21 protein-coding genes are annotated in these 26666 nt (G+C 72.4%); 11 read left to right on the forward strand and 10 right to left on the reverse strand.

Features of this window, described 5'->3' with window-relative positions:
- Positions 1-13 precede the first annotated feature (13 nt).
- The 3 genes from ACZ6WH_RS02310 to ACZ6WH_RS02320 are packed head-to-tail and all read left to right on the forward strand — an operon-like array spanning position 14 to position 4301.
- Positions 14-814 carry a sugar phosphate isomerase/epimerase family protein gene (locus ACZ6WH_RS02310; RefSeq protein ID WP_469725338.1) on the forward strand — a complete coding sequence of 267 codons (801 nt, stop codon included), beginning with the start codon at positions 14-16 and terminating at the stop codon, positions 812-814.
- Positions 811-2292, forward strand: coding sequence for an MGH1-like glycoside hydrolase domain-containing protein (locus tag ACZ6WH_RS02315; RefSeq protein ID WP_469725339.1), 1482 nt, complete (start codon positions 811-813; stop codon positions 2290-2292). The genes ACZ6WH_RS02310 and ACZ6WH_RS02315 overlap by 4 nt, the downstream gene beginning before the upstream one ends.
- Positions 2289-4301 (forward strand): amylo-alpha-1,6-glucosidase, encoded by a 2013-nt coding sequence (locus ACZ6WH_RS02320; protein WP_469725341.1) that lies wholly within the window; start codon positions 2289-2291, stop codon positions 4299-4301. The genes ACZ6WH_RS02315 and ACZ6WH_RS02320 overlap by 4 nt, the downstream gene beginning before the upstream one ends.
- A 118-nt stretch (positions 4302-4419) precedes the next feature.
- Here the strand turns inward: ACZ6WH_RS02320 and ACZ6WH_RS02325 are convergent, their stop codons facing one another.
- The 3 genes from ACZ6WH_RS02325 to ACZ6WH_RS02335 all read right to left on the reverse strand — a co-directional run bounded on the left by ACZ6WH_RS02325 (position 4420) and on the right by ACZ6WH_RS02335 (position 8201).
- Entirely contained in the window at positions 4420-5418 is a 999-nt protein-coding gene (locus tag ACZ6WH_RS02325) for a sugar phosphate isomerase/epimerase family protein (protein ID WP_469725343.1), read from the reverse strand.
- A 30-nt stretch (positions 5419-5448) separates the two neighbouring features.
- Positions 5449-6642, reverse strand: a complete 1194-nt coding sequence (locus ACZ6WH_RS02330) for a Gfo/Idh/MocA family protein (protein ID WP_469725344.1) — start codon at positions 6640-6642, stop codon at positions 5449-5451.
- A gap of 92 nt (positions 6643-6734) precedes the next feature.
- Positions 6735-8201 carry a sugar porter family MFS transporter gene (locus tag ACZ6WH_RS02335; protein ID WP_469725346.1) on the reverse strand — a complete coding sequence of 489 codons (1467 nt, stop codon included), beginning with the start codon at positions 8199-8201 and terminating at the stop codon, positions 6735-6737.
- Between the two features lie 299 nt (positions 8202-8500).
- Between ACZ6WH_RS02335 and ACZ6WH_RS02340 the strand changes: the two genes are divergently transcribed.
- Positions 8501-9529, forward strand: a complete 1029-nt coding sequence (locus ACZ6WH_RS02340) for a LacI family DNA-binding transcriptional regulator (protein WP_469725348.1) — start codon at positions 8501-8503, stop codon at positions 9527-9529.
- A gap of 58 nt (positions 9530-9587) precedes the next feature.
- On the opposite strand, the gene ACZ6WH_RS02345 is transcribed toward ACZ6WH_RS02340, so the two are convergent.
- On the reverse strand, positions 9588-10349 hold the full coding sequence (locus ACZ6WH_RS02345; protein WP_469725349.1) for a DeoR/GlpR family DNA-binding transcription regulator: 762 nt from the start codon (positions 10347-10349) through the stop codon (positions 9588-9590).
- Between the two features lie 323 nt (positions 10350-10672).
- Here ACZ6WH_RS02345 and ACZ6WH_RS02350 point away from each other — a divergent pair, with 323 nt between their 5' ends.
- The 4 genes from ACZ6WH_RS02350 to ACZ6WH_RS02365 are packed head-to-tail and all read left to right on the forward strand — an operon-like array spanning position 10673 to position 16336.
- Positions 10673-12223 (forward strand): APC family permease, encoded by a 1551-nt coding sequence (locus ACZ6WH_RS02350; RefSeq protein ID WP_469725350.1) that lies wholly within the window; start codon positions 10673-10675, stop codon positions 12221-12223.
- Entirely contained in the window at positions 12220-13653 is a 1434-nt protein-coding gene (locus ACZ6WH_RS02355; protein WP_469725352.1) for an FGGY family carbohydrate kinase, read from the forward strand. The genes ACZ6WH_RS02350 and ACZ6WH_RS02355 overlap by 4 nt, the downstream gene beginning before the upstream one ends.
- On the forward strand, positions 13650-15086 hold the full coding sequence (locus tag ACZ6WH_RS02360) for an FAD-dependent oxidoreductase (protein WP_469725353.1): 1437 nt from the start codon (positions 13650-13652) through the stop codon (positions 15084-15086). The genes ACZ6WH_RS02355 and ACZ6WH_RS02360 overlap by 4 nt, the downstream gene beginning before the upstream one ends.
- Complete coding sequence (locus tag ACZ6WH_RS02365; protein WP_469725355.1) at positions 15083-16336, forward strand: NAD(P)/FAD-dependent oxidoreductase; 1254 nt, start codon at positions 15083-15085, stop codon at positions 16334-16336. The genes ACZ6WH_RS02360 and ACZ6WH_RS02365 overlap by 4 nt, the downstream gene beginning before the upstream one ends.
- Positions 16337-16382: 46 nt before the next feature.
- On the opposite strand, the gene ACZ6WH_RS02370 is transcribed toward ACZ6WH_RS02365, so the two are convergent.
- Entirely contained in the window at positions 16383-17441 is a 1059-nt protein-coding gene (locus ACZ6WH_RS02370) for an alpha/beta hydrolase (RefSeq protein ID WP_469725357.1), read from the reverse strand.
- A gap of 698 nt (positions 17442-18139) precedes the next feature.
- Here ACZ6WH_RS02370 and ACZ6WH_RS02375 point away from each other — a divergent pair.
- A complete protein-coding gene (locus ACZ6WH_RS02375; RefSeq protein WP_469725359.1) occupies positions 18140-18433 on the forward strand; it encodes a hypothetical protein in 294 nt (97 codons plus the stop codon).
- Positions 18434-18492: 59 nt separating this feature from the next.
- On the opposite strand, the gene ACZ6WH_RS02380 is transcribed toward ACZ6WH_RS02375, so the two are convergent.
- Positions 18493-19539, reverse strand: a complete 1047-nt coding sequence (locus tag ACZ6WH_RS02380) for a zinc-dependent alcohol dehydrogenase family protein (protein ID WP_469725361.1) — start codon at positions 19537-19539, stop codon at positions 18493-18495.
- Positions 19540-19939: 400 nt separating this feature from the next.
- Between ACZ6WH_RS02380 and ACZ6WH_RS02385 the strand changes: the two genes are divergently transcribed.
- Complete coding sequence (locus tag ACZ6WH_RS02385; RefSeq protein WP_469725362.1) at positions 19940-21499, forward strand: DHA2 family efflux MFS transporter permease subunit; 1560 nt, start codon at positions 19940-19942, stop codon at positions 21497-21499.
- A gap of 133 nt (positions 21500-21632) precedes the next feature.
- Here ACZ6WH_RS02385 and ACZ6WH_RS02390 read toward each other — a convergent pair whose 3' ends face one another.
- Positions 21633-22112: a nitroreductase family deazaflavin-dependent oxidoreductase gene (locus tag ACZ6WH_RS02390; RefSeq protein ID WP_469725363.1), complete on the reverse strand. Its 480-nt coding sequence runs from the start codon at positions 22110-22112 to the stop codon at positions 21633-21635.
- Positions 22113-22269: 157 nt separating this feature from the next.
- Positions 22270-23031, reverse strand: coding sequence for an ArsR/SmtB family transcription factor (locus ACZ6WH_RS02395; protein ID WP_469725365.1), 762 nt, complete (start codon positions 23029-23031; stop codon positions 22270-22272).
- 212 nt (positions 23032-23243) lie between these two features.
- On the opposite strand from ACZ6WH_RS02395, the gene ACZ6WH_RS02400 reads away from it, so the two are divergent.
- Entirely contained in the window at positions 23244-24668 is a 1425-nt protein-coding gene (locus tag ACZ6WH_RS02400; protein ID WP_469725366.1) for an MFS transporter, read from the forward strand.
- An 8-nt stretch (positions 24669-24676) separates the two neighbouring features.
- On the opposite strand, the gene ACZ6WH_RS02405 is transcribed toward ACZ6WH_RS02400, so the two are convergent.
- Positions 24677-25156, reverse strand: a complete 480-nt coding sequence (locus tag ACZ6WH_RS02405) for a hypothetical protein (protein ID WP_469725367.1) — start codon at positions 25154-25156, stop codon at positions 24677-24679.
- 75 nt (positions 25157-25231) lie between these two features.
- Positions 25232-26632 (reverse strand): Dyp-type peroxidase, encoded by a 1401-nt coding sequence (locus tag ACZ6WH_RS02410; RefSeq protein ID WP_469725368.1) that lies wholly within the window; start codon positions 26630-26632, stop codon positions 25232-25234.
- Positions 26633-26666 lie beyond the last annotated feature (34 nt).

The following is a 26666-nucleotide window of genomic DNA, read 5'->3' on the forward strand; positions in this document are numbered from 1 at the left end:
AAAGGCCCGAAGCATGTTCAAGACCGCCTGCCAGGAACAACTCCTGCCGGGAGACACCCTCCAGCAGAAGTGGGAGTTCGCCCGGGAAGCCGGTTACGACGCCATCGAACTGCGCGGCAAGGGGGACTTCCACTTCCGCGAGCGGCTCCCGGAACTGCGCAAGGCCGCGGCCGACGGCGTCGTCATGCCCACCGTCTGCGTCGAGATGCTGCACTTCCTCGGCGACTTCGACGCCGGCCGGCGGCGCGACGCCGTGGACCAGATGAAGTCCCAGCTGTCGGTCATCGCCGAACTGGGCGGCACCGGCGCGCAGACCCCCGCCTCGTACGGCATGTTCTCGCGGCGGCTGCCGCCCTTCGAGCCGCCCCGCGACGAGCACGCCGACCGGGAGGTCCTGCTCGCCGGGCTCACCGAACTCGGCGAGCACGCCCGCGCCGAAGGCGTCACCCTCTTCCTCGAACCGCTCAACCGCTACGAGGACCACATGGTCAACCGGCTCGATCAGGCCGCCGGCCTCATCCGCGAAGTGGGCCTGGACTCGGTCCGCATCGGCATCGACAGCTACCACATGAACATCGAGGAGGCCGACCCCGCCGCCGCCATCCTGGCCGCGGCCCCGTACATCGGCCACGCCCAGGTCAGCGACTCCAACCGCTTCCAGCCCGGCGCCGGACACCTGGACTGGGCCGCCTGGCTGGGCGCCCTCGACGCCGCCGGGTACGAAGGCCACCTGGCCGTCGAGTGCCGGCTGACCGGCGACCCGGAACAGGCCGTACGGTCGATCCCGCCCTTCCTGGCGAGGGCCGCCGGATGACACCACCGCCACCGACCGCAGCACCGGCGGCGCTCCGCACACCGCCGAGCGCCCCGGTACGCCCCGCGGACCGGCGTATGCTGCGCCGCGAGGCCCGCCGCGTCCTTCTGCGCAACTGGACGGGCTCCGCCACCGTCCCCTCGCACGGCCTCTACCCGCACCAGTGGAGCTGGGACTCCGCCTTCATCGCCATCGGCCTGCGCCACCTCTCACCGCTGCGCGCGCAGCGGGAGTTGGAGACGCTGCTCGGCGCGCAGTGGGGCGACGGCCGGATCCCGCACATCGTCTTCAACCCCGCGGTGCCGCTGGACGCCTATTTCCCCAGCCCGGACTTCTGGCGCTCCAGCACGGCCGGCGCGGCAGCGGGCGCGCCCCGCGGACTGGAGACCTCGGGCATCGTCCAGCCGCCCGTCCACGCGCTGGCCGCCTTGCTGGTGCACCGGACCGACCCCGCGCTCTCCCACGGCCGGGGCTTCCTCGCCCGGGTGTACCCGCGCCTGGTGGCCTGGCACCGCTACCTCACCGAGCAGCGGGACCTGGGCGGCGGCGGACTCGCCGCGATCGTGCATCCGTGGGAGCCGGGCATGGACAACAGCCCGTGCTGGGACCGGCCGCTGGCACGCGTCGAGCCCGCACCGCCCGGCGCGTTCCGCCGTGCGGACCTCGACCACGGCGCCGCCGCCGACCGCCCCACCGACCTCGACTACGGACGCTACGTACGGCTCGCCACGGACTACCGCGACCGCGGCTACCGGGACGGTGCCGGCACGGCTCCCGGGACAACGACGCCCGGCACCGCCTTCGCCGTCGAGGACCCGGGCGTCAACGCCCTCCTCATCGCCTCCGAACACGCCCTGGCCGAGATCGCCACCGCGCTCGGCGCCGACCCGGCGCCGCACCGGCACCGCGCACGCGCGCTCACCACGGCGCTGCTGGAGCGGCTGTGGGACCCGGCCGCCGGTCAGTTCCTCTGCCGGGACCTGGTCGCCGGGGAACCGCTGCCCGACCGCAGCGCGGCCGGCCTCCTCCCGCTCCTCGTCCCCGGCCTGCCCCGTACGGTGGTACGGGCACTGCTGGAGACCGCCCGTGGCAGGCACTTCGGCCTCGGCGCCACGGTGCCGCTGCTGCCCAGCTACGACCTGCGCGGCCCCGCCTTCGACCGGTGCCGCTACTGGCGGGGGCCCGCCTGGTTCAACGTCAACTGGCTGATGGAGCGCGCCCTGCGCCGGTGCGGCGAGACCGCGGCCGCCGACGCGCTGCGCACCGCGGCTCTCGACGCCGCGGCCGCGTCGGACTTCGCGGAGTACGTCGACCCGTACACGGCCGAGGGGCGCGGCACCCGCGACTTCAGCTGGACCGCGGCCCTGGCCCTGGACCTGCTGGCCGATCCCGGCCACGACGCCGCCCCCGGCCACGAATGCGATCCCGGCCCCGACCATGACCACCGCACCGTCCCCGACGGAGAAGGACAGCGATGACCACGACGGACCAGCGCGTCCTCGTCCACGACGGCACCTTCGCCGTACTCGGCCCGGCCGGTGACATCACCGGCGTACGGGGCGCCGCACCCGACGGCCTCTTCCTGCGCGACGCCCGGCACCTGAGCCGCTGGCAGCTCACGGTCGACGGCGCGGCCCCCGTCGTCCTGGTCCCGGCCACGGCGGGCGACGCGACGCCGCTCACCTCCGTACTCACCCCGCACGGCAGCCGCGACGAACCGCCCGCCTACACGGTCTTCCGCGAACAGGCCGTACTCTCCGGCGCGTTGACCGAACGCATCCGCCTCACCAGCAATCGCGGCGAGACCACCACGGCCACCCTGGAGATCACGGCGGACGCCGACTTCGCCGACCAGTTCGAGCTGCGCGCGGACCACCGCGCGTACGCCAAGCCGCACACCGTCCGTACCCGGGACGCGTACGAGGACGGTGTCGAGTTCGGCTACCGGCGCGGGCCGTGGCACTCGCGTACGACGGTCACCGCCGAGCCGCCGCCGGCCACGGTCCAGAAGGCCGAGCCGGCGGTCAGGGCGGCCGACGGGGCGAAGCCGCACCACGCCCATGCCCGGAAGCTGTGCTGGCAACTGGAGCTGCCCCCGCACGGCACCGCCGAGCTGCGGCTGCGGGTGACGGCGCACCCGCACGGCGCTCACCGGCCCGAGGCCGACCGCACCGCCGACGCAGACCCGGCGACGGTGGCGCACCGGCTGGCCGCCGAGGTCGCCGGCTTCGCCGGCACGGTGCCTCTCACCACCGGCCCGCACGACACGCACTGGCCCGAGCTGGACCGCGCCTGCGAGCAGGGCCTCGCCGACCTGGCCGGGCTGCGGGTGACCGTACCGGGACCCGACGGGCAGCCACTGCGGGTGCCCGGCGCCGGCGTGCCCTGGTTCCTCACCCTCTTCGGCCGCGACTCCCTCCTCACCTCACTGTTCGCCCTCCCGTACCGGCCCGAGCTCGCCGAGGCCACGCTGCTCGCGCTGACGGCGGCCCAGGCCACAACGGCCGATCCCGCGCGGCTCGCGCAGCCCGGCAAGATCGTGCACGAGATCCGCCACGGCGAGCTGGCCTTCTTCGACCAGGTTCCCTACAAGCGGTACTACGGGTCCGTCGACTCGACCCCGCTCTACCTCGTCCTGCTCGACGCGTACGCCGAGGCGGCGGGCGCCTCCGGGACGGCGCTGGCCCGCAGGCTGGAGGCGCCGGCGCGCGCGGCCGTGGACTGGATGTTCCGGCACGGCGGCCTCGACACCCACGGCTATCTCGCCTACCGGGCACACGAGGGCGGCCTGGCCAACCAGAACTGGAAGGACTCGCCCGGCGCCGTCTGCGCGTCGGACGGCACCCGCCCCGAAGGCGCGGTGATGGTCGCCGAGGTACAGGGATACGCGTACGACGCACTGCGCCGTACCGCGCGGCTCGCCCGTGACCTCTGGGACGACGCGCCGTACGCCGCACGCCTGGAGACCGCGGCCGAGGCCCTGCGGCAGCGGTTCACCGCCGACTTCTGGATGGCCGACCGGGCGTTCCCCGCGCTCGCCCTGGACGGTTCGGGCCGCCGCGCCGACGTCCTGGCCTCCGACGCCGGCCAATTGCTGTGGTCCGGCATCCTGGACCAGGAGGCGGCGGAGACGGTGGGCAGGCGGCTGCTGGAGCCGGACTTCTTCTCCGGCTGGGGCGTCCGCACACTGGCCGCGGACCAGCGGCCGTATCACCCGCTCTCGTACCACCGCGGCAGCATCTGGCCGCACGACAACGCCCTCGTCGTCCTCGGCCTGGCCCGCTACGGCCTGCACAAGGAGGCCCACACGGTCGCCCACGGTCTCGTCGAGGCCGCGGCCCTGCACGGCTACCGGCTCCCCGAAGTCCTCGCAGGCTACGACCGTGTCCTCCACCCGGCCCCGGTCCCGTACCCGCACTCCTGCTCCCCCCAGGCCTGGGCAGCGGCCACCCCACTGGCCCTGCGCACGGCGGTGCACCACACGTGAGCCGCCAGAGCGGGGTACGCACGGGTCACGCGAGTATCGCCCGCTGACGACGCGGCGCGGCCCCGCTCCCGGCGGGCGGGAGCGGGGCCTTACGAGTGGGGCGTACGCGCGGTGCGTGTCAGACGGCGGATGCCGCGCTGTGCAGGTTCTTGGCGGCCAGGGCCAGGCCGTCCGTCCGGGAGTAGGCGGCGTCCTCGTGCTCGATGTTCACCGCCATGTCCGGGTCGACCTCGGCGAGGGCGCGCAGGAAATCCGTCCAGTACGCGACGTCGTGTCCGAGGCCGACGGCGACGAACTTCCACGCCGGGTTCTCCGGCCAGGCGTTGCACCAGAAGTCGTAACCGGTGGGCACCTTGCCGGGGGCGTCGGCGGGCACGCGTGTGAACGAGGTGTCCAGCACGCCGCGGATGTCGGCACCGGGGCAGAGCGTCGCGTCCTTCGCCGCCGCGTGGAACACCAGCGGCCCCAGCCACTCGATGCAGGCGACGACGTCCATGCCCTGCCACATCAGGTGCGAGGGGTCCATCTCGGCACCGATGTTCGTCGTGCCCGCCTCGTCGACCAGCCGCTTCAGTGTGACCGGGGAGAAGACGAGGTTGTGCGGGTGCATCTCGATGGCGACCCGGACGTCGTTCTCGCGCGCCAGTGCGTCGATCTCCTTCCAGAACTCGACGGCCACGTCCCACTGGTAGTCCAGTACGTCCATGTAGACGCCGTCCCACGGATTCACCACCCACGAGGGGTACTTGGCGTCGGGGTCGGAGCCCGGGGTGCCGGACATGGTGACCACGTGCTGCACGCCGAGCAGACCCGCGAGCCGGATGGTGCGGCGCAGGTCGTCGGCGTGCTTCGGGCCGACGCCGGGGAGCGGGTTGAGAGGATTGCCGTTGCAGTTGAGCCCGGTCAGCTCCATGCCGCGGCCGGCGAAGGCGGCGAGGTACTCCTCGCGTGCGGTGGCCGAGGACAGCAGCAGGTCGACGGGGCAGTGCGGGGCGGGGATGAAGCCACCGGTGTTGACCTCGACCGAGGTCAGGCCGTTCTCCTCGAGGATGTCCAGGGCTTCGGTGAGGGTCCGGTCGTGCAGGCAGGCGGTGTAGGCGCCGAGCTTGAGGGCCATGAATCTGCTCCTTGGGGCGGTGGGGTGCGGTCAGGCGGCGGACGGGACCGGGGTGACGGCCCCGTCGTTGCGGGAGGAGTCGACGACCGCCTGGATGATCTCCATGGTCCGCAGCGCGTCGGCGAACGTGGCGCAGGCGGGGAGCGGGTCGGCGATGCCCGCGATCCGGTCGAGGAAGGCCCGCGCCTGGTATGTGAACATCTCGGCGTTGCCGCCGCCCACACCCGGCGCCTCCATCGGGTAACCACCCGCGAAGTACGGCAGGTTCGGGCCGGCGATGATGTGCCGCGCGCCTCGCGTACGGGCCTCCGGCTGCGCGTCGTCGAAGACGTACTCGGCCGGCCGGTGCTGGTCGAAGGCGGCCCGGCCACCGAGCCCCAGGATGTCGAAGGAGAGCCCGTTGGGCAGGCCGAAGGCGGTGCGCGACACCGAGAAGGTGCCCACGAGGCCGGAGGCGAAGCGGGCGGTGAAAGAAGCGGTGTCCTCGTTCTCGACCTCGCCCGTCTCGTCGGAGACGGGCGCGGCGTTGTGTCCGACGACCGCGCCCAGCGGCAGCGGGCGCTTGGCGATCTGCGTCGACAGCGAGGCACCGGAGACGGAGACGATGGGGCCGGCGACGTACTCCGCCGCGTCGAGCACGTGCGCACCGACGTCACCGAGCGCGCCGGAGCCGGGGCCGCCCTTGAACCGCCAGCTCAGCGGCCCGTTCGGGTCGGTCGCGTAGTCGCACCAGTACCGGCCGCTGAACAGCGTGAGGTCACCGAGCTCGCCCCGCCGGACATGCTCGCGGATCGCGGCGATGGCGGGGGAGCGGCGGAAGGTGTAACCGACGGCGGTCACCACGTCGGCGGTGCGTTCCCATTCGGCCATCGCACGGGCGTCTTCGAGCGACCCGGCCAGTGGCTTCTCGCACAGCACGTGCTTGCCGGCGGCGACCAGCGCCTCCGCGATCGGGCGGTGCAGATCGTTGCCGACGACGATGCTGACGGCGTCGATCGACGGGTCCTCGGCTACGGCCTCCCAGCTGGGGAGGGCCTTCTCGTACCCGTAACGGCGTGCGGCGTCCTCACCGAGCGCGACGTTGGCGTCGGCTATCGCGGCCAGCCGCACCGGCGGCAGACCGGCCCCGAAGACGGTGTTGGCGTTGCGGTAGCCGGCGGCGTGGCTGCGGCCGGCCATGCCGGCTCCGATCACCGCGACGGAGAGCGGTGCGTGCGTGCTCATGGATGTGCCTTTCGAACGGACGGAATCATGGGGAGAGCGGATGTAACGGACGGAACCATGGGGAGAACGGTGTGAGGTACGGAGGTGCGTGCTCAGGCGGCGGACTGCCGGCGGAAGTGGGACTCGATGGCTTCCATCGAGCGGCCCCGGGTCTCCGGGACGGTGCGGAGGTAGAAGACGTACGTGGCGACGTTGACCGCGGCGAAGATGAGGAACGTGGCCCCGCCGAGGGCGTTGATGAGCGGCGGAAAGGCCAGCGTGACAAGGAAGTTGGCCAGCCAGGTGCCGAAGACGGCCGTGCCCGTCGCGAAGCCGCGCAGGCGGAGCGGGAAGATCTCCGACAGCATCAGCCAGAACACGGTCGCGATGCAGGACTGCATGAACAGCAGGAACGTGAGCATGAAGGCGAGTACCAAGTAGCTGCGGGCCACCGACACCGGCAGGAACAGGAAGCACACCGCGATGAGCACCAGTGAAGCGGTGACACCGGCCTGGCCGGTGAGCAGCATCGGGCGCCGGCCGAACCGGCCCAGCAGCCACATGCCGGCCGCCACCGCGAGCACCGACACGACGCCGTTGGCGATGGTGGCGGTGAGCGCCACCTGTGTGCCGAGGCCGGTCCGCAACAGGATCGTCGGCGCGAAGTACATGATCGAGTTGACGCCGGTCAGCTGCGACAGCACAGCCAGTCCGGCCCCGACGACCACGATGCGCCGCACCCACGGTGTGCCCAGGTCGCGCCATCCCGCCCGCGGTTCGTCGGCGTCGGCGGCGGCTCGGCGGGTGATCTCCGCGAACTCCGCTTCGACGGCCCCGGCGCCGCGGATGAGGCGCAGCGTACCGAGGGCGTCGTCGAACCGGCCGCGGGAGGCGAGCCAGCGCGGCGACTCCGGCACGAACAGCATCCCGACCCACAGCAGCACGGCAGGGACCGTGGCCAGTGCGAGCATCCAGCGCCACACCCCGCCCGCCTCGCCCGTGGTGCCGGCGATGACCGCGTTCGAGGTGTAGGCCAGCAGCTGGCCGGTCACGATCATCAACTCGTTCTGGGTCACCAGGCGGCCGCGGCGCTCGGCGGGGGCCAGCTCGGCGATGAACACCGGCACCGTCGCGGACGCGCCGCCCACGGCGAGCCCCAGCAGCACACGGAAGAAGACCATCACCGCGAGGCCCGGTGCGAGTGCCGTACCGAGCGCGCCGGCGAAGAACAGTACGGCGAGCCCGAGGATCACCCGTCTGCGGCCGTAGCGGTCGCAGAGCCGGCCGCCGGCCAGTGCGCCGAACGCGGCACCGAGCACGAGGGACGATGCGACGATCCCCTCGGTCAGCGGGCTGAGCCCGAGGCCGCCCTCCTCGGGTGAGAGTGCCATGAAGGGCAGCGCACCGGAGATGACGCCGGTGTCGTAACCGAAGAGGAGCCCGCCGAAGGTGGCGATGACGGTGATCATCCGCAGTCGCCGGTACACCTTCTTGGAGTGGTGGTCCGTGTTCTTGGAGTGGTGGTCCGTGGCCGCGGTGCTCGTGGCGGGAGCCGGAGACGTGTCGTCCGTCAGGTCCATGGCCACCTCCTGGTGGGTGGTTGATGTGCGTGCGTGCGGGCGTGCGGAGAGCGGTGCGGGGGTGCGGTGCGGCGGTTCCGCAGCGAGAGTTAAAGCGCTTTAAGGAACGTTGCGCAGTACGATGCCGGGCGTTCAAATGTCATGTCAATAGGTTGTTGCCGCTGGATGTCCCAAGGCGGCGAGCCGGTGACGAGTCGCCGGTGAGAGGCTTCTAAAGCGCTTTAAACGCTGGTACCATCGACGCGCGTCCGGGCGTGCGCCAAGGGCCCGACGCGAGGACACTGCCGCGGGGAGGCACGGTGGAGGATGTCGGCTCCGCAGGTCAGGAGAGGTCGGGCAGACGCCCCCGGCTGGAGGACGTGGCCGCGTCCGTGGGGGTGTCCACGGCATCGGTGTCACTGGTTCTGCGTGGCGTGCCGGGCCCCAGCGAACGGACCCGGCAGCGCGTCCTGAAGGCGGCGGCGGACCTCGGCTACCAGGCGGACCGCACCGCAAGCCTGCTGGCCAGCAGGCGTACCCGGTTGCTCGGCGTCATGGTGGACATCCACAGCCCGTTCCACGCCGAACTGGTCGAGCATCTGCACACGGCCGCCGAGGAGGTCGGCTACGACCTCGTCCTGTCCACCCTGACCCGCACCCGCGACGAACGCACCGCCGTGGAGACGCTGCTCGCCTTCCGCAGCGAGGCCCTGATCCTGCTCGGGCCGTCGGCCCCCGCCGAGACCCTCACCGCACTCGACAGGAAGACCCCCGTCATCGCCGTCGGCCGCCGCCTCGCCGACACCGGCCCGGACGTGGTCCGCACCGCGGACGACGACGGAGTGGGCCAGCTCGTCGACCACCTGGTCGGACTGGGACACCGCGCGATCGTCCACGTCGACGGCGGCCGCGGCGCCATCGCCACCGACCGCCGCCGCGGCTACCGGGCGGCCATGCGCCGCCACGGCCTCGACGACCACATCCGCGTCCTGCGGGGCAACCACACCGAAGCGGCCGGCGAACGCGCCGCCCGCCACCTCCTCGGCGAGGCCGAACTCCCCACCGCCATCGTGGCGTTCAACGACCAGTGCGCCATCGGCGTACTGGCCGCGCTCGCCCGCGCCGGCGTCACAGTACCGGGCGAGGTCTCCGTGGTCGGTTACGACGACGACACGCTGTCCCGGCTGAGCTGCTTCCATCTGACCACCGTCAGCCAGAACGCCCAGGAACAGGCCCGGAACGCGGTGGCCGCCGCGGTCGAACGCCTCGACCAGGGCCGCGCCGAGCCCCGCGAAGTCGTCCTCACCCCGCGCCTCGTCCTCCGCGGCACCACTGCCGAACCGGCGTGACCCACCGGGCGTACGGCGGTGTGACCCACCCGGCGTACGCCCGAGAGCCGGCCGGCGGTCAGGCCACCACGACGGTGGTGCCGGCCCGGTCGAGTGCGGTGCTGAGGTCCGCCGGGCACGGCTTGTCGGTGAGGAGGGTGTCGAAGCCGCTCAGCTCGCACACGCGGTGGGCGGCGGTGCGGCCGACCTTGGTCGAGTCGGCGAGTACGTACCGCTGCGAGGCGTTGGCGAGCATCGCTCGCTTGGTGGCGACCTCGTCGAGATGGAAGTCGGTCAGGCCGTAGGGGGCGAGGCCGCCGGACCCGACGAACACGGCGTCCGCGCGCAGGTCGGTGAAGAACTCCACGGCCTGCGCGTTCGAGCAGGCCAGGTCGCCGGGCCGGAGTCGGCCGCCGCTGACCAGCACCTCGACCCGGGGCCGGGTGCTGACCTCCGCCGCCACGAGCAGTGAGGGGGTGGCGATCACGCCGGCAAGGTCGGCGGGCAGCGCGCGGGCCAGTTCGAGCGCGGTGGTGCCGACGTCGATGACCACGGTCTGGTGGGGCTCGATGAGCCCGGCGGCGGCCCGGCCGATGGCCTGCTTCTCCGCGGCGAGGGTGCCACTGCGTTCGGTGAAGGACGCTTCTTCGCCGACCGGCGCCTGAGGGGTGGTCGCGCCGCCGTGCACCCGGGAGAGTTCGCCGCGCCGTTCGAGCAGGGCGAGGTCCCTGCGGACCGTTTCGTGGGAGACGCCGAGCAGGGTGGTGAGGTCGTCGGTGGTGACGAACTTCAGCCGGGCGATCTCGGCGACGATTCTGCGGTGGCGCTCGGCTGCGAGCACGACCCACCTCCTGAGGTGTGACCGGTTCTGTGGATCTGTGACTGCATTCTACGGCCGAGTGGCCGCCGCCGAGCGAGCGGTCACGGTTTTCCGGGTGCGGCCCTTCCCTTCATCGCTGCTGGTTGGGGGTGATGAGGTGAGCAAATCCCGTGGTGTGGAGGGTGGTTCGGGGGGTCAGGCGCCCTTGACGGCGAGTGGGCAACGGGCCAAACTCCCGGTTGGTCACGGTCAATAATCCACAGGAACGGTCAAAGGTCCAGGGCTCTCGCATCCATGGAGTTCGCGCATCCATGGCGGGGCACTCTTCAGCAGGGGAACGAGTCATGGCACAAGCAGACACAGGTCCGGCCGCGTCGAGACCGGACGGTCCGGCCCCGGACGCCGGCGAGGACGGGCGGCGCATGGCGCGCGAACTCGGCTGGTACGCCTCGTTCTCCGTGGCGTTCGGCTTCGTCTCCATCGCCACCGGCATCTTCACCACGTACGGCTCGGTGCTGGCGACGTCCGGCCCGCGCGGCATCTGGGCCTGGCCGGTCTCGGTGCTGGGCCAGCTGTCGGTCGCCCTCGTCTTCGGCGCCCTGGCGGCCCGCATCCCGATCAGCGGCTACTCCTACCAGTGGGTGTCGCGCATCGTCGGCCCGGTGTGGGGCTGGATCATGGGCTGGATCTCGTTCGCCTTCCTCGGCGTGGTGCTGGTCGCCGTGGACTACACGATCGCCTCCACCATCCTCCCGGAGCTGTTCCGCTACGCCGGAACCCCGCAGAACGCCTGGGTGATCACGGCCGGCGTCGTCCTGCTCCAGGCCGTACTGGTGGCCGCCTCGACGCGCACCACGCACCGGGTCAACAACGTCGCCGTGACCGTGCAGCTCGTCGGCGTGATCGCCCTGACGGTGCTGCTGTTCGCCGTGGGCGCCGCCACCGGCAAGCTGGACTTCGCCCACCTCTTCGAGGCCGGGCCCGTCCCGGAGAGCGGCTACTACGCCCTGGGCGGGGCAACGGAGGCCGGGCCGTTCGCGCTGGCGTTCCTGCTGGGCGCCTTCACCATCGTCGGCTTCGAGTCGGCGGCCAACCTGGCCGAGGAGACCAGGGACCCGGCCCGAGTCATCCCCAAGGCGATGGTGCAGGCCGTGGTCTCCCTGGGCGTGCTCGGCTTCCTGTTCCTGGTCGCGATCACCGCGGCGGCCGGCCGGACCGACGGCGTCGGCGGATCGGCGACGCCGGTGGCCACGGTGATCACCGCCGTACTGGGTTCGGTCATCGGCAAGGTCCTGCTCGTCCTGGTCGTCATCTCGATCTTCTCCTGCGGACTGGTGATCACCCTGAGCGGCACCCGCCTGGTGTACGCGATGTCCCGGGACGAGCGGTTCCCCGGCTGGCGGACCCTGCGGCGGATCGACCGGCGCACCGCCACGCCGCTGAACGCCTCCGTGTGCATGCTGCTCGTCGGTCAGATCGTCCTCGCGGTCTTCGCCCGCTCCACCGACGCGCTGTTCCAGCTGTTCTCCGCCGGGACCCTGCTGCCCGCGCTCATCTACGCCGGCACGGTGGCGATGTACGCGGCCAAGCGCCGCTCCCTGCCCCCGCCCCGGGGCTTCACGCTGGGCCGCTGGGAGGTCCCCGTCCTCGTCGTCGCCACTGTCTGGCTGGTGTACGAGCTGCTGATCTTCCGGGACGCCTCCTTCCGCGGCCCATGGATGTACGTCCTGGTCCTGTTCGCGATCGGCGCCGCCTACCTCACCGGCCTGCTCCTCCGGCGCGGCCGCGCCGCGCTGACCATGCCCGACATGGCCGACGTCGACCGGGCGCTGGACGCCGCCGGCACCTCCGGCCGGCCGCCCGCCGACGCCACCGCGGGAGGGGACGCGCGGTGACCGCGATCCTCGCCATCGACCAGGGCACTTCGGGTTCCAAGGCCATCGTCGTCGACGCGGAGGACGGGACCGTCGCCCTCGCGGAGGCAGCCCTCCGCCCCGCCTACCTCGCCGGCGGCGGCGTCGAGCAGAACCCGGCGGAACTGCTGGACTCCGTCCTCGACACGGGCCGCCGGGCGGTCAAGGAGGCCCACCGTCCGATCGCCGCCGTGGCCCTGGCCAATCAGGGCGAGACCGTACTGGCCTGGGACCCGGGGACCGGCACACCGCTGTCGCCGGCGATCGTGTGGCAGGACCGGCGCGCGGAGAGCGTCTGCGCCGAGCTGGCCGGCCACGCCGAGCACCTCGCACAGCGCACCGGTCTGGTCCTCGACCCGTACTTCTCCGCGCCCAAGATGGCCTGGCTGCGCCGCCACCTCACCCGCGACGGCGTGGTGACGACCACCGACACCTGGCTGGTGCACCACCTGACGGGCGAGTTCGTCACCGACGCAACGACCGCCAGCCGCTCGCTGCTGCTCGACCTGGACACCGCCACCTGGGACCACGGGCTCACCGAGCTGTTCGGTCTTGGCGCCGAACGGCTTCCCCGCATCGCCGCCTGCGACGAAATCGTGGGCACCACCCGCGCGTTCGGCCCGGAAATACCGGTGGCCGGGCTGATCGTCGACCAGCAGGCTGCCCTGGTGGCGGAGGGCTGCCTGGTGCCGGGCACCGCGAAATGCACGTACGGCACCGGCGCGTTCCTGCTCGCCAACACCGGTCCGCACCCGGTGCGCTCCAGCGCGGGACTGACCACCTCGGTGGCCTGGCAGGCGGCCGGGCGGACCCCGTACTGCGTCGACGGCCAGGTCTACACCGTGGCCTCCGCCGTGCGCTGGCTGCAGGACCTCGGTCTCATCCGGTCGGCGGCCGACCTGGACGCGCTGGCCGCCGCCGACGCGGAAGGTGCGCTGTGCGTACCCGCCTTCGCCGGCCTCGCCGCCCCCTGGTGGGCACCGGAGGCCACCGCGTCCCTCACCGGCATGACGCTGGCGACCCGCCGCGAACATCTCGTCCTGGCCGTACTCCAGGGAATCGCCGCGCAGGTCGCCGCGTTGGGCGCCCTGGTCGCGCGCGACCTCGGCAGGCCGCTGAGCAGGCTGCGCGCCGACGGCGGACTCACCCGGTCCGCCGTCCTGATGCAGGCCCAGGCCGACATCGCACAGCTCCCCGTCGACATCTACCCGTACGCCCACGCCACCCCGCTCGGCGCCGCCGCTCTCGCCCGCTGCGCCCTCGACCCCGCCCTCGGCCTCGAAGAGGCCGTCGGCGACTGGCGGCCCACCACCGTCTACGAACCCCGCTGGTCCACCGACCGGGCCGAGGAGTTCCGCACCACATGGGCGCGGGCCGCCGAGGCCTGCGCCGCCAAGGGAGAACACTCATGACCGCCACCCCGCACCGCCCCCACCGCGACGTCTTCGACGTCGCGGTGATCGGCGGAGGCCTCGTCGGCGCGGCGATCGCACGCGAACTGTCCGGCTGCGACGTCTCCGTCGCACTGCTCGAAGCCCGCGACGACGTGGGCGACGGCACGAGCAAGGCCAACACCGCGATCCTGCACACCGGTTTCGACGCCAAGCCCGGCACCCTCGAATCCCGGCTGGTCGCCCGCGGCTACCACCTGCTGAGCGCGTACGCCGAGGCAGCCGGCATCCCCGTCGAGCACACCGGCGCCGTCCTGGTCGCCTGGGACGACGAGGAGCTTCGGGCGCTGCCGGGGCTGAAGGAGAAGGCCGAGGCCAACGGCTACCCGCACTGCCGCATCGTCGGCGCCGACCACCTCTACGACGTCCTGCCCGACCTGGGCGAGGGTGCGCTCGGCGGCCTGACCGTGCCCGACGAGTCCATCATCTGCACCTGGACCACCAACCTCGCCCTGGCCACCGACGCCCACGAACGCGGCACCACGATCCTGCTCCGGCACGCCGTGACCGGCGTCGATACGGGGGAGGAGGCGACCACCCTGCACACGTCGGCCGGTGCCGTACGGGCCCGTTGGGTCGTCAATGCCGCCGGTCTCGGCGCCGACCACATCGACCGGCTCTTCGGCCACGACCGGTTCACCGTCACGCCCCGCCGCGGCGAGCTGTTCGTCTTCGACAAGCTCACCCGCCCGATGGCCGACAAGATCGTGCTGCCGGTGCCCACCTCGCGCGGCAAGGGCGTGCTGATCTCCCCGACCATCTACGGCAACGTCATGCTGGGCCCCACCGCCGAGGACCTCACCGACCGCACCGACACCGCGACGTCCGAGGACGGATACGACTTCCTCCTCACCAAGGGCGAACGCCTCATGCCGCGCCTCCTCGCCGAGGAGGTGACCGCGAGCTACGCCGGGCTGCGCGCCGCGATCGACCACCCCGACTACCTGATCGAAGCCACCCCGGCACAGCGGTACCTCCTCGTCGGCGGCATCCGCTCCACCGGCCTGACCGCCGGCCTCGCCATCGCCGAACACGCACGCACGCTCCTGGAGGAGGCGGGCCTGACGCTGCGCACCCGCGGTGACCTGCCCGCGGCCCCGCAGATGCCCAACATCGGCGAGGCCGCACCCCGCCCGTACCAGGACGCCGGCCTCATCGCCCGCGACCCCGCCTACGGCACCATCGTCTGCTTCTGCGAGCGGGTCACCGAGGGGGAGATCCGCGACGCCTGCCACGCGCCGGTACCCGCCCGCAGCCTGGACGGGCTGCGCCGGCGCACCCGCGCCATGAACGGCCGTTGCCAGGGCTTCTACTGCGGCGCCGCCGTCGCCGCCCTGCGCGAACGGCACCACACCCACGACGGCTGCACCAGCCACCACGAGGACGCCCGATGACCCACCAGCCGACCGTGCTCACCCCCGACGTCCTCATCGTCGGCGGCGGCCCCGCCGGGCTGACCGCCGCCGCCGAACTGGCCGGCCGCCACGCCGGACACGTCCTCGTCGTCGACCGGGAGGAGACCGCAGGCGGCATTCCCCGGCACAGCGACCACACCGGCTACGGCCTGCGCGACCTGCGCCGCGTACTGACCGGCCCGGCGTACGCCCGCCACCTCGTCCGGCGGGCCGCCCGGGCCGGAGCGGAGATCCGCACCCGCACCATGGTCACCGGCTGGGCCGACGAGCACACCGCCGACGTCACCGGCCCCGACGGCCGCTACCGGATACGCGCCCGGGCCGTCGTGCTGGCCACCGGCGCCCGCGAACGCCCGCGCAGCGCACGCCGCATCCCCGGCGACCGTCCGGACGGCGTCCACACCACCGGTCAACTGCAGAACCTCGTCCATCTTCACCACCGGCCCGTCGGTGAGCGGGCCGTCATCGTGGGCGCCGAACTCGTCAGCTGGTCCGCGGCGCGCACGCTCCGCGAAGCGGGCTGCACCCCTGCCCTCATGATCAGCCAGTACCCGAGGGCCGAGTCGTACGCCGCCTTCACCGCGGCAGGCCGTACCGCCCTGCGGGTCCCCGTCGCCACCCGCACCCGCGTCACCCGCATCATCGGCAGGGGCCGCTGCCGGGCCGTCGAGATCGAGCACCTCGACACCGGCCGGCGCACCACCGTCGCCTGTGACACCGTCGTCTTCACCGGGGACTGGATCCCCGACCACGAACTCGCCCGCACCGCGGGGCTCGACCTCGACGAAGGCACCCGCGGCCCGCTCACCGACACCGCGCTGCGCACGAGCCGCCCCGGCGTCTTCGCCGCGGGCAACCTCCTCCACCCCGTCGACACCGCCGATGTCGCAGCGCTGGACGGCAGGCACGTGGCCGGGCAGGTCATCGAGCATCTGCACGGCAGGACCCCGCCGGCCGAGGGCGTCCGCCTGCTCGCCGACGCCCCCTTCCGCTGGATCGCCCCGCAGATCCTGCGCCCGGGCGACCCGGCGCCCGCGCGGGACCGGCTGCTGCTGTGGACGGACGCATTCGTCCGCTTGCCCAAGGTGACCGTCCGCCAGGACGCGCGTACCCTCGCCCGCCGCACCCTCGCCTGGCCCGCCGCACCCGGCCGCGTCTTCCGCGTACCCGCCGGCGTCCTCGACGGCGTCTCACCCACCGGCGGGCCGGTCCACATCGGGTTGGGGTAGCACCGTCACGAGGACGGCCCCCTCCGGTACCGGCTGCCGGGGCGTGTCAGTGCCTGTTGCCGGCTCCGATCGACGCCGTCAGCATCGGCAGGGCGCGGTGGAGTTCGCGCTCCCAGTACGGCCAGGTGTGGGTGCCCGGGCCGTAGAGGTCGGCCGTGACGCGCAGACCGTGGGCGCGGGCCCGGTCGACGTACCGTTCCGACATGCCGCCCAGCCAGTTCTCCAGCGCGTCCGGCTGCGCATCGGGCGGATCCAGCGGCCCGGGGGTCCCGTTGCCCGTGGAGACGAACACCGGGAAGCCGCGCGGGAGCCGGCGCACCAGGTCGTACGGGTTGTGCGCCCGCCAGATGCCGGCCTGGGCCCGCGGGTCGCCCCAGAGGGCCGTCGGGTCGTCGGTGTAACCGGCGACGACGTTCAGGAGCTGCTGCGGGTCGGCAGTGGTGTCCACGACGCCGCTGAACGAGGCGGCAGACCGGAACATGCCCGGATGCCGGCCTGCGTACGAGAGGGCGCCGAAGCCGCCCATCGACAGCCCCGCAATGGCCCGCCGGCCGTTCGTCCGCAGGTTGCGCTCCACGAGCTGCCGCACCTCGGTGAGGTGGAAGGTCTCCCAGGCGGGCGCGCCGCCCGCGCCGTGGTTCCACCAGTTGCTGTAGAAGCCCATCGGGCCGCCCTCGGGGAGGACGATCAGGGCCCGCGTCCGAGCGGTCGCCCGTACGACGTCCGTGTTGTCCGTCCAGGCGCGCCAGCCGGGGGTGCTGTCGCAGCAGCCGTGCAGCAGGTACAGCACCGGCAGGCGGCGGTGGTCCCGGTCGTAGCCGGTGGGCAGCAGTACGCGGGCGTGTCCCTCCCGGCCGAGCGCGGGGGAGTGGATGGTCAGGTCGAGGATGCGGTCGTCGACCCGCTCGACGGCGGTGAGGTACGCGCCGTCGTCGGCCCGTACGCCCGGCAGCGCGTCGGCGGGGGCCGAGGCGGGGGCTGACGCGTGGGCCGACGGCGGCACGACGAACCCGGCGCACAGGAGCAGCAGGACGGTGAGGACGGACCGGGCGAGGCGGAGGCGCGCGGGTCTGCGGCGTCCTGTGCCGGGGCGACGACGTGGCATGGGTGGCTGCTCCTGTCCGCTGCGAACGGCTACCGGGTTGAGGGCACGGCCAGTGCTGACGACGTTGTCCCGCAAGGGACTTGGTGAAGCTAGAGCCGAGTGGGGCGGGAGTCAAGAGACGGGCAACCCGTCCGCCGGCGGCCTCGATCCGGTGTGCCGCCGTCGCCCGGCCGTGCCGGTAACGGCCCCGGCCCGGTTCCGGCGCGAGTTGTTTTCCGGAATTTCCGGTGCCGTTTTCGCTTCTGGCAGGGGAATCGTCAGTTCGGTCCGTCAATTACCGTGCGCGGGCCGCCGCATCGGAAAGTCGATCAGCGGGAGACGTACAACCATCTCCGCGGGTCGCTGGTCTTCTTGGGCAGTCGGAGATTTCCGCAGGGCGGCGTTGCTCCGCATTATCGCCAGGACGGCCGCGCGGGCTCTTCGGAAAAGTCACGCATCTATGTGCGAATCCCAGGAGGTATTCCGTCGTGAGATATGCCAAGCGTGCCCTCGCCGGGCTGACCTGTGCGTTTGCGCTCATTCCGGCCGGTTCCGCAATGGCCGGCAGTGGTCCGGCGCCCGCCCCGTCGGAGCGGAGCCTGGCCAAGTCCACCGCCCCCTCGGCTACCGGAAATCCCCTCAGTGCAAAGGCGAAAGCGGCCGGTGTGTGCAGCGACGCCTATGCGATCGGGGAAACCGGATACATCACCCGCCAGGGTGTGAAGATCGCATCCGTGAAGCAGTTCTACTCCCCGAAATGCCAGCAGAACTACGGCTACCTGTGGGTCTGGGATTCCTTCCGGGACAAGGCCGGCGACTACGACGTCAGCACGGCTGTCTACAGCTACTCCCAGGACGAGATTCTCGGCAAGCGAGCCTGGACGAACAGCACCGCCCAGGAATTCTGGTCCAACGGCACCGACACCGTGAAGGACTGCACCGCGGGCGTCGGCTCGCTGCGCCCGGCCGGGGACCCGCTGGCCTCCCAGGGGGCCGGCACGAAGCGCTGCTGACCCACGAGTCATGTGCCCGGTGGAGTGAGGGTCCTCCGCCGGGCACAACTGCTGCCGTTTCAGGTAGCAGACGAGGCGCCGGGCAAAATCACCGTCACTCCGGCGCCCCGCACCTCATCCATCGCCGCCAGGGCCGCAGGCGCGGCATCCAGCGGGAGGGTGGCCGTCGTCAGCAGGTCCGGGCGCAGGGTGCCGGCCCGGACCAGGTCCAGCATTGGCGGGTAGGCGTGCGCCGCCATGCCGTGGCTGCCCAGGATTTCCAGCTCCAGCGCGACCAGCCGGTCCATCGGCACCGGTATGGGCTGCGGGAGGAGCCCGACCTGTACGTGGCGGCCGCGCCGTCGCAGGCTGCCGACCGACGCCGCGCAGGTCGCGGCCGAGCCGAGGGCGTCCAGCGAGACATGGGCGCCGCCGCCCGTCAGCTCGCGCACCGCCGCGGCCGGATCCGCGGTACGGGAGCCGTCCACGCACTCGGCGGCGCCGAATTTCCGCGCCAGGTCCAGCGCGCCCGACGAGCGGTCGACCGCGACGACCCGCGCCCCGGCCGCCGCCGCGATCATCACGGCGGACAGCCCGACGCCGCCGCACCCGTACACCGCGACCCACTCGCCCGGCGCCGCCCGCCCCTGCGCGGTCACGGCCCGGAACGCGGTCGCGAACCGGCAGCCGAGCGACGCCGCCGTGACGGAGGACACCTCCTCGGGCACCGCGATCAGGTTCACGTCCGCATGATCGAGTGCCACGAACTCGGCGAAGGAGCCCCAGTGGGTGAAGCCGGGCTGCGTCTGCCGTTCGCACACCTGCTGGTCGCCCGCCGCGCAGGAAGCACAGCTTCCGCAGGCGCAGACGAAGGGCACGGTCACCCGGTCGCCCGGACGCCAGTTCGCCACCCGCGCACCCGCCTCCGCCACGACCCCGGCGAGTTCGTGGCCCGGTACGTGCGGCAGCGTGATGCCGGAGTCGTGGCCCATCCAGCCGTGCCAGTCGCTGCGGCACAGTCCGGTGGCCTCGACCCGTACGACCACGCCGTGCGGCGCCGGTACGGGGTCGGGGACGTCCCGTACCTCGGCCGGTTGCGCGTATCGCTCGAACACCACAGCTCGCATGGGCCCCGCCTCTCCTCGGAAGACCGCCGCCCCGTCCCGGGACGCGCAGCAGCGGCCTTCCCGTCCCGGCCGGCCGCTATCCGCGGCCCGGCGGGCGAATACCCCCGCGCAACCGGCGCGGAAAGTTCAATACACTGACAGAACGATGAAGACGACGGGGGCAGGGGTTGCAGTCGCCGCGCAGGTGAGGCTCGGGGGAGACGGAAAGCGAGGAGCGGTGGGGGCGCTCCGGTAGTTCGAGCCGATCACCGCGTTGGACAGCACATACAGCGGCGGAGGGCGTCCTGGCCGCCGTCCCGGCGCCCGACGACCAGACTTCCGACGACGGACCGACCGAGGTCCGGCGCACGCCGCCGTGCCCGCGCCGATGCCGACCGATACCAATGAGGTGTGCCTGACCATGATCGAACCCGCGAACGCCGAGGGCGCCGACTCGCCCCGCGGCAGTTCCCCCGCGCGCGCTCCCGTGCTGATAGCCGTGCTCGTCGTCTCGGCCTTCGTGATGATCCTCAACGAGACGATCCTGAGCGTCGCGCTCCGCGACCTCACGGTCGACCTGGGGATCTCCACCACGACAGTGCAGTGGCTGACGAGTGGCTTCCTGCTGACCATGGCCGTGATCATCCCCATCACGGGCTTTCTGCTCGAACGTTTCACCGCGCGTCAGGTCTTCCTGGCCTCGCTGACCATGTTCAGCGTCGGCACGCTCGTCAGCGGCCTCGCCCCCGGGTTCGGCGTGCTGATGGCCGGGCGCGTGATCCAGGCGTGCGGTACCGCCGTCATGCTGCCGCTGCTCATGACCTCCGTGATGCGCCTCGTGCCGCCGGCCAAGCGCGGCGCGACGATGGGCACGATCAGCATCGTCATCGCGGTCGCCCCCGCCGTGGGCCCGACCGTGGGCGGCGCCGTGCTCGCCTCGCTGGGCTGGCGGTGGATGTTCTGGATCGTGCTGCCGCTCGCCGTGGCCGCGCTGGCCACCGGCGCGGCCCTGATGCGGCTGGACAGCGAGACGCGGCAGGTGCCGCTGGACGTGCTCTCGGTCGTGCTCTCCGCCATCGGCTTCGGCGGAGTCCTGTACGGCCTGGCGTCCGTCGGCGAGTCCGGCGGCGGGGCGCACACGCTCCCGCCGTGGCTACCGATCGTGGTCGGCCTGGTGTCGCTGGGTGTGTTCGTCGCCCGTCAGCTGCGCCTCCAGCGGGACGACCGCGCCCTCCTCGACCTGCGTCCGTTCAAGACCCGCCCCTTCAGCGTCGCCCTGGTCCTGTCGGCACTGCTGTTCATGTGCCTGCTGGGCGTCGGATCGATCATGCTGCCGCTGTACCTCCAGACCGTGCTGCGCACCAGTACGTTCGTCAGCGGTCTGGCCGTCCTCCCCGGCGGTCTCCTGCTCGGTCTGCTGGGCCGCCCCGTGGGACGGTTGTTCGACCGCTTCGGTGCGCGCCCCCTGGTGATCCCGGGCGCACTCGCCCTGGCCGTGTCGCTGTGGCTCTTCACGCTCCTCGGCGCCCACTCGCCGCTGGCCACGGTCATCGCCATCCACATCCTGCTGATGGCCGGGCTCGGGCTGATGATGACGCCGCTGATGACCGAGTCGCTGGGCGCGCTGCCCGATCACCTCTACTCCCACGGCAGCGCGATCCTCTCCACCCTTCAGCAGGTGGCGGGCGCGTTCGGTACGGCCGTGTTCGTCACCGTCGCGTCGCTGAGCACCTCCGACCCGTCGGGTGCTCCGGACGCCGGGGGACTGCGTACGGCGTTCATGGTCGCGGGCGTCATCGGCCTGCTCGCGTTCGGCGCTTCGCTGTTCGTCAGCCGCACGGCGCGGCCCGCGCATCAGGACCACGCGCCGGTGGCCGAGGGCACGATCGAGACGGAAGGCACGATCGAGGCGGAGAAGGAAGCCGCCGGAGCCGGGACCGCCCCCGGCCGGGAGCCCGCTCCCACCCGCCTCGACAAGTAGCGGCGCGGTCGGTGCCCTCGCGGGCGGGCGGCGCGGTACGCCGGAACGACGGCGAACCGGGGGCGGCGGTCGGCACACCGCCGCCCCCGGGGCACGGGGTCGGGCCGGCGACGCGACCCGGCCCCGCCGCGCGTCAGTGCGGCTGCGCCGCCGGCTCCAGGACGAAGACCGGGATCTCGCGGTCGGTCTTCTGCTGGTAGTCCGCGTAGTCCGGGAACGCCTCGACCGCGATGGCCCACCACGCGGCCTTCTCCTCCCCGGTCACCTCGCGCGCCACCATGTCCTGGCGCACCGGTCCGTCCTGGAGCTCCACCCGCGGGTCGGCCACCACGTTGTAGTACCAGACCGGGTGCCGCGGGGCCCCGCCCAGCGAGGCGATCACGGCGTAGCGGCCGTCGTGCTCGACGCGCATGAGCGGCGTCTTGCGGATCCTGCCGCTCTTCGCGCCGAGCGTGGTCAGGATGATGACCGGCAGATCCCGCCGCTTCTCGTCGTCCGGTCCGACCAGGGGGCGCAGCGTCGTGCCTTCCGTACCACCGGAGCTCTCGTACAGCTCCACCTGGTCACGTACCAACTTCGTGGTGCTCGGTTCGTACTCGCCCTTGAGCGGCATGTCACCATCTCCCAGCTCTGGAACAGTCCTCGTCCGCGGTTCGTGGTCCCGTACAACACACAGCGCGTACCCGATCATCCCTCGCACCGGGCGCACTTGCTCCGCGCCGTGGAACCGACCGGCTCCGGCGACACAACTTATCGGGCGTGGCCCGTCGTCAGGCGGGCGCGAAGGCGCGCGTGTCGAGCCCCAGCCAGTCGTTCAGACCCTCTTCGCCGGCGGGCAGGATGCGTACGACCCGGCTGTTCGGCTTGCGTGCCACCCAGCCGCGTTCGACGCAGCGGTCCAGCAGGGCGGCGCCCACGGCCCCCGACAGATGGTGGCGCTGCTCGGTCCAGTCCACGCAGTACGCCACCAATTTCCTGCGGGTCTCGGGGACCGTCACGCCGATCGCCGCCAGCATCTCCCAGCCCTGCGGGGTGAGCCGGTAGTCGAGGTCGTGGCCGCGGGAGGAGAGCCGGTCCCGTGTGGCGCGGTCCGGGTCGTGCCTGCCGTCCCCGCCGACCACCGCCCGCTGCTCGATGAGAGCGCGCATGATGCCGACGCCGAGGTACCCGGCCAGGTGGTCGTAGCAGGTACGGGCGGTGCGCAGCGCGCCGGCGCGGGTTCCGGTGCGCAACGACGTGGGCCGGAAGGGCGGGGCCAGCCGGGCGAGTGACTCGATGGCGCGGGCGACGTCGGGAGAGGCCAGGCTGTAGTAGCGGTGCCGGCCCTCCGTGCGGACGTGGAGCAGCCCGCCGTCCACGAGCCGGCTCAGGTGGCCGCTCATGGTGGACAGGGAGACCCCGGCCTCCGACGCCAGCATGGACATCGGCAGCGCGCGCTTGTCGAGCAGCGCCAGCAGGACGCGCGCCCGGGTCCGGTCGCCCATCAGCGCTGCGGGGTCGGCGAAATTGGCGTCACCGGCAAGATCACGCATTGGTTCGGTTCTCCTCGCTCACCAAGGGACGTCACGGTTCGGTGCTGGGCACAGGCACGAAGGTAGTACGCCGGCCCACGGAGCCGTTCCACGGCGGTGCCGGTGAGAGCGGTGCGGACGCCCGCGGCGCCGGGCACGGCACACTTCGGCCGGGACCGAAGTGGTCGACGGCTACGGTGACCGGACCGAGCAGGCCCAAGGAGGTATGACACGTGCCGGAAGCGCGAGCCCGGGAGTCCGGAACGGCGGCCGCACCACAGCGAACGGCGGGCCGGCCGGCCCGGCTGCCGCTGATCGCCCTGTGCATGGGCTTCTTCATGGTCACGCTGGACGCCACAATCGTCACCGTGGCGCTGCCGCCCCTCGGGGCCGACTTCCACGCCGGGAACGACCTCACGGGCCTCCAGTGGGTGGCCGACGGATACACCGTCGTCTTCGCCGGACTGCTGCTGTCGGCCGGGTCCCTCGGCGACAGACTGGGCAGCCGCTCCGCCTTCCAGGCCGGAATGGCGCTGTTCCTCCTCACCTCGGCCGCATGCGGCCTCGCGCCGTCCCTGCCGTTCCTCATCGTGATGCGGCTGCTGCAAGGACTGGCGGCGGCGCTCGTCGTACCGACCTCGCTCGCCCTCATCCACGCCTCGTACGCCGACAAGCGGGACCGCGCCAGGGCGATCGGCGTCTGGGGCGGGATCGGCGGCCTGGCCGCGGCCTCGGGCCCGGTCCTCGGCTCCCTCCTGACCGCGGCCTTCGGCTGGCGCGCCGTGTTCTACGTGAACCTGCCGTTCGGCATCCTCGGGCTCGTACTGACGGCTCGTTACGTCGTGGCGCCCCGGCCCGCACGAGGCGCCACGCTCGATCTGCCCGCCCAGCTCCTCGGCATCCCGGCGCTCGGCGCGATGACGTTCGGGATCATCGAGGCGGGGCACTCCGGCTGGACCGATCCGCCGGTCCTCGCGGCCCTGGCCCTGTCCGTCCTCTGTGGCGTGGGCTTCCTGCTGGTGGAGCAGCGCGCCGCCGACCCGATGCTGCCCCCGGGACTGTTCCGCAACACCACCTTCTCCAGTGCCACCGCCGTCGGGCTCCTCCTGAACATCGGCTTCTACGGCCAGCTGTTCGTCGTCAGCTTCTACTTCCAGCAGTACCGCCACTTCCCGGTGCTCTGGGCGGGACTGGCACTGCTGCCGCAGACCGCCATGGCGGCCGTCGCCTCCACCCTCGGCGGCCGGATGACGGCCCGCACCGGACCACGGAGACCGATGCTGCTGGGCCTCGGCTCGGGCGCACTGGGCTTCCTGGGACTGCTCCTGGCTGGTCGCGGCACGCCGTACCCGGCCCTCGTACCGCCACTCGCCGCCATCGGCTTCGGTACCGCCCTCACGATGCCGGCCGCGGTCGCCGCGGTCGTCGAATCGGCCCCCGCACACCGCGCCGGACTGGCCTCGGGGGCGTTCAACGCGGCCCGCCAGGTCGGCAGTGCGGTGGGCGTGGCACTGCTCGGCGCGCTGATCACACCGGCGTCCGCCTTCCTCCACGGCATGCGCACCGGCTCACTGATCAGCGCGGCCTGCTTCACCGCGGCAGCCCTGCTGACCCTGCGCGGCGTGGAGCGTACGCGGCGGGGAGCAGGGGCGGCCTGACGGCGTGCTCACTCGAAAGCGTTCAGCAGTTGTTCGTAGGCCTTGTAGACGCGTCGTGCCTTCTGGAGGTCCCGCACCGTGGCATCGGGAATAGCGCGGAAGTACGAGCAGGCGGTGACCTGGTGGGCAGCGATACGGTCCTTGATGTTCGGGTCACCGATGCCCGGGTAGTCCTCGGTGTGCTCCATGACGGTGTCGAAGATGTCGGGAATCCGGTGGGCGAAATCGTCGATGTAGGCGTCCCAGTCACCGTCGAAGGACGTGGCGAACAGCAGGCGTGTGTCCTCGTCGAAGAGGACCCACCGCGCGTCGTGCAGCGTGCCGATCCGCTGGGTCACCTCCCTGCTGAGCTGCCCGAACGTGTTCTGCCGGAAGATGTCGCGGATCAGTTTGCCGTGCCCGGGCTTGACCTTGAAGAAGAGGGTGAACTCGGAGGTGCGGCCGTCCGTCCGGCCCGGCCGGGCCGGCTTCTCGGGGTTCGTGGTCATCTCGGATCCCTTCTCGGCGACGTGCGGGGTGCGCTGTCTCCGTGCGGCGGGCCGCGGACTCCCGGCCGGTGTGCCTCAGTTGTCGAGGCCGGCGAGCCGGCGCAGGGCGCGGATGCCCGGCATGAAGAGGTACTCGCCTCCCTTGGTGACGACGAAGCGGGGCAGTTGCCCGTACTGCCGGCGGCGGGGACGCGGGTGCAGGGGGACGGTGAAGGAAGCGGTCCCGTCGCGGTTTCCGGTCAGGGGATCCTGCTCCGTCTCCAGTCCGGCGAAATTGCCGTCGTTGGTCCACTGGCCCTTGACGAACTCGAACTGCCGGACGAGGTCGGTGCCCATGAAGAGAAAGACGATGCCTCGTTCGGCCCCGTCGTCGTCCAGCTGCCCTTCGGGCAGCTCAGGGCCGTAGGGGGTACCGCGTCGCAGGAAGCAGTGACGGCGCACGTCCACGGAGTCGTCCGGGGAGCTGCGGGGGTTCATGCGCCGGATGTGGGCACCGACCGGACAGCGCCGGCCGCCGGGATCCTGTTCACGGTAGGTGAAGTCGTTGTTGCGCGCGGCATCCGCGGCGAGCGCGGGATCGTCCTGGGAGGGAGCGAGCGCCAGGGGTGCGCCGCTGCGCCAGCGGCCGACCATCTTGGCCGCCAGCAGTTCGCCTTCCTCGGGCGAGGAGGAGTTCTCCTTGAGGTAGCGCCGGAATTGCGCGGTCCTCACGTGCAGTTTGCGGAGGGCGACGTAGGTGCCGTTGCGGCGCAACGCGTCCGGTAGAGGCTGCGAGGCGAGGTGCCCGAGCTGGTCCGGACAGCCGAGAACGAACTCGCCGGCCTTGACCGCGGGGCCGGTGCCGGGCGGATCGCCGTAGTGCGTGGGGTCATCAGCGCCCGCCCGGTCGCTCCAGGGCGCCCCCGAGCCCTCGACGTTCGGTTTGCTGATGTTGTCCACGAAGCCCAGGTGCGTGCGCCCGGTCGGCAGCTGCGCGACGTCCAGCCGGTGCATCAGCTGTACGGCGGGCAGGCCGCGCAAGGCTTCCCGTACCGCCTCCAGCAGGGATTCGAGCGCGTCCCCGTCCGCGGCGAAGGAAGCCACGACAAGGTGCACGTCGGGGCTGCCCAGGGGGGTGTCCCAGTGCTCGGGGCCGCTCTCTCCGGTGTCCCCGAGCCGGTGGGCGCGGGCCGCCATGCCCTCGCGGAACGCCGCCGGGAAGCTGTCCAGCGACTCCTGCCGCAGTCCCAGCGCCCGCAGCCCGGAATGGCTCAGCGCGACGCTCAGCCACGCGCCGCCGGGAGGGTCCCACCACCGGGCCGCCGAGGCGACGTGCGGCAGCAGGCGCGCGAGCAGCTGACGGCCGTCCGACGGGCCGTCGATGCGGAGCAGCAGGTAGCTGCCGACGCAGGGGACGGGGCGCTTCCGCAACAGAGCGGCCTGGATGTCGTCCAGCTCCAGCATCTGCGGTGCGGACGGGTTCGTACGGTCTGCCATGGTGGTCCGCCTCCCTCCTCTGCGGTACGGCCGG

The organism is Streptomyces sp. NPDC050806 (assembly GCF_055586425.1).

Excerpts from the sequence above, each read along its gene's own strand:
- ACZ6WH_RS02320 (WP_469725341.1), top strand. The coding sequence starts at position 2,289 with ATGACCACGACGGACCAGCGCGTCCTCGTCCACGACGGCACCTTCGCC.
- ACZ6WH_RS02330 (WP_469725344.1), bottom strand. The coding sequence starts at position 6,642 with ATGAGCACGCACGCACCGCTCTCCGTCGCGGTGATCGGAGCCGGCATG.
- ACZ6WH_RS02360 (WP_469725353.1), top strand. The coding sequence starts at position 13,650 with ATGACCGCCACCCCGCACCGCCCCCACCGCGACGTCTTCGACGTCGCG.
- ACZ6WH_RS02315 (WP_469725339.1), top strand. The coding sequence starts at position 811 with ATGACACCACCGCCACCGACCGCAGCACCGGCGGCGCTCCGCACACCG.
- ACZ6WH_RS02335 (WP_469725346.1), bottom strand. The coding sequence starts at position 8,201 with ATGGACCTGACGGACGACACGTCTCCGGCTCCCGCCACGAGCACCGCG.
- ACZ6WH_RS02310 (WP_469725338.1), top strand. The coding sequence starts at position 14 with ATGTTCAAGACCGCCTGCCAGGAACAACTCCTGCCGGGAGACACCCTC.
- ACZ6WH_RS02325 (WP_469725343.1), bottom strand. The coding sequence starts at position 5,418 with ATGGCCCTCAAGCTCGGCGCCTACACCGCCTGCCTGCACGACCGGACC.
- ACZ6WH_RS02350 (WP_469725350.1), top strand. The coding sequence starts at position 10,673 with ATGGCACAAGCAGACACAGGTCCGGCCGCGTCGAGACCGGACGGTCCG.
- ACZ6WH_RS02390 (WP_469725363.1), bottom strand. The coding sequence starts at position 22,112 with ATGCCGCTCAAGGGCGAGTACGAACCGAGCACCACGAAGTTGGTACGT.
- ACZ6WH_RS02405 (WP_469725367.1), bottom strand. The coding sequence starts at position 25,156 with ATGACCACGAACCCCGAGAAGCCGGCCCGGCCGGGCCGGACGGACGGC.
- ACZ6WH_RS02385 (WP_469725362.1), top strand. The coding sequence starts at position 19,940 with ATGATCGAACCCGCGAACGCCGAGGGCGCCGACTCGCCCCGCGGCAGT.
- ACZ6WH_RS02370 (WP_469725357.1), bottom strand. The coding sequence starts at position 17,441 with ATGCCACGTCGTCGCCCCGGCACAGGACGCCGCAGACCCGCGCGCCTC.
- ACZ6WH_RS02410 (WP_469725368.1), bottom strand. The coding sequence starts at position 26,632 with ATGGCAGACCGTACGAACCCGTCCGCACCGCAGATGCTGGAGCTGGAC.
- ACZ6WH_RS02380 (WP_469725361.1), bottom strand. The coding sequence starts at position 19,539 with ATGCGAGCTGTGGTGTTCGAGCGATACGCGCAACCGGCCGAGGTACGG.
- ACZ6WH_RS02365 (WP_469725355.1), top strand. The coding sequence starts at position 15,083 with ATGACCCACCAGCCGACCGTGCTCACCCCCGACGTCCTCATCGTCGGC.
- ACZ6WH_RS02395 (WP_469725365.1), bottom strand. The coding sequence starts at position 23,031 with ATGCGTGATCTTGCCGGTGACGCCAATTTCGCCGACCCCGCAGCGCTG.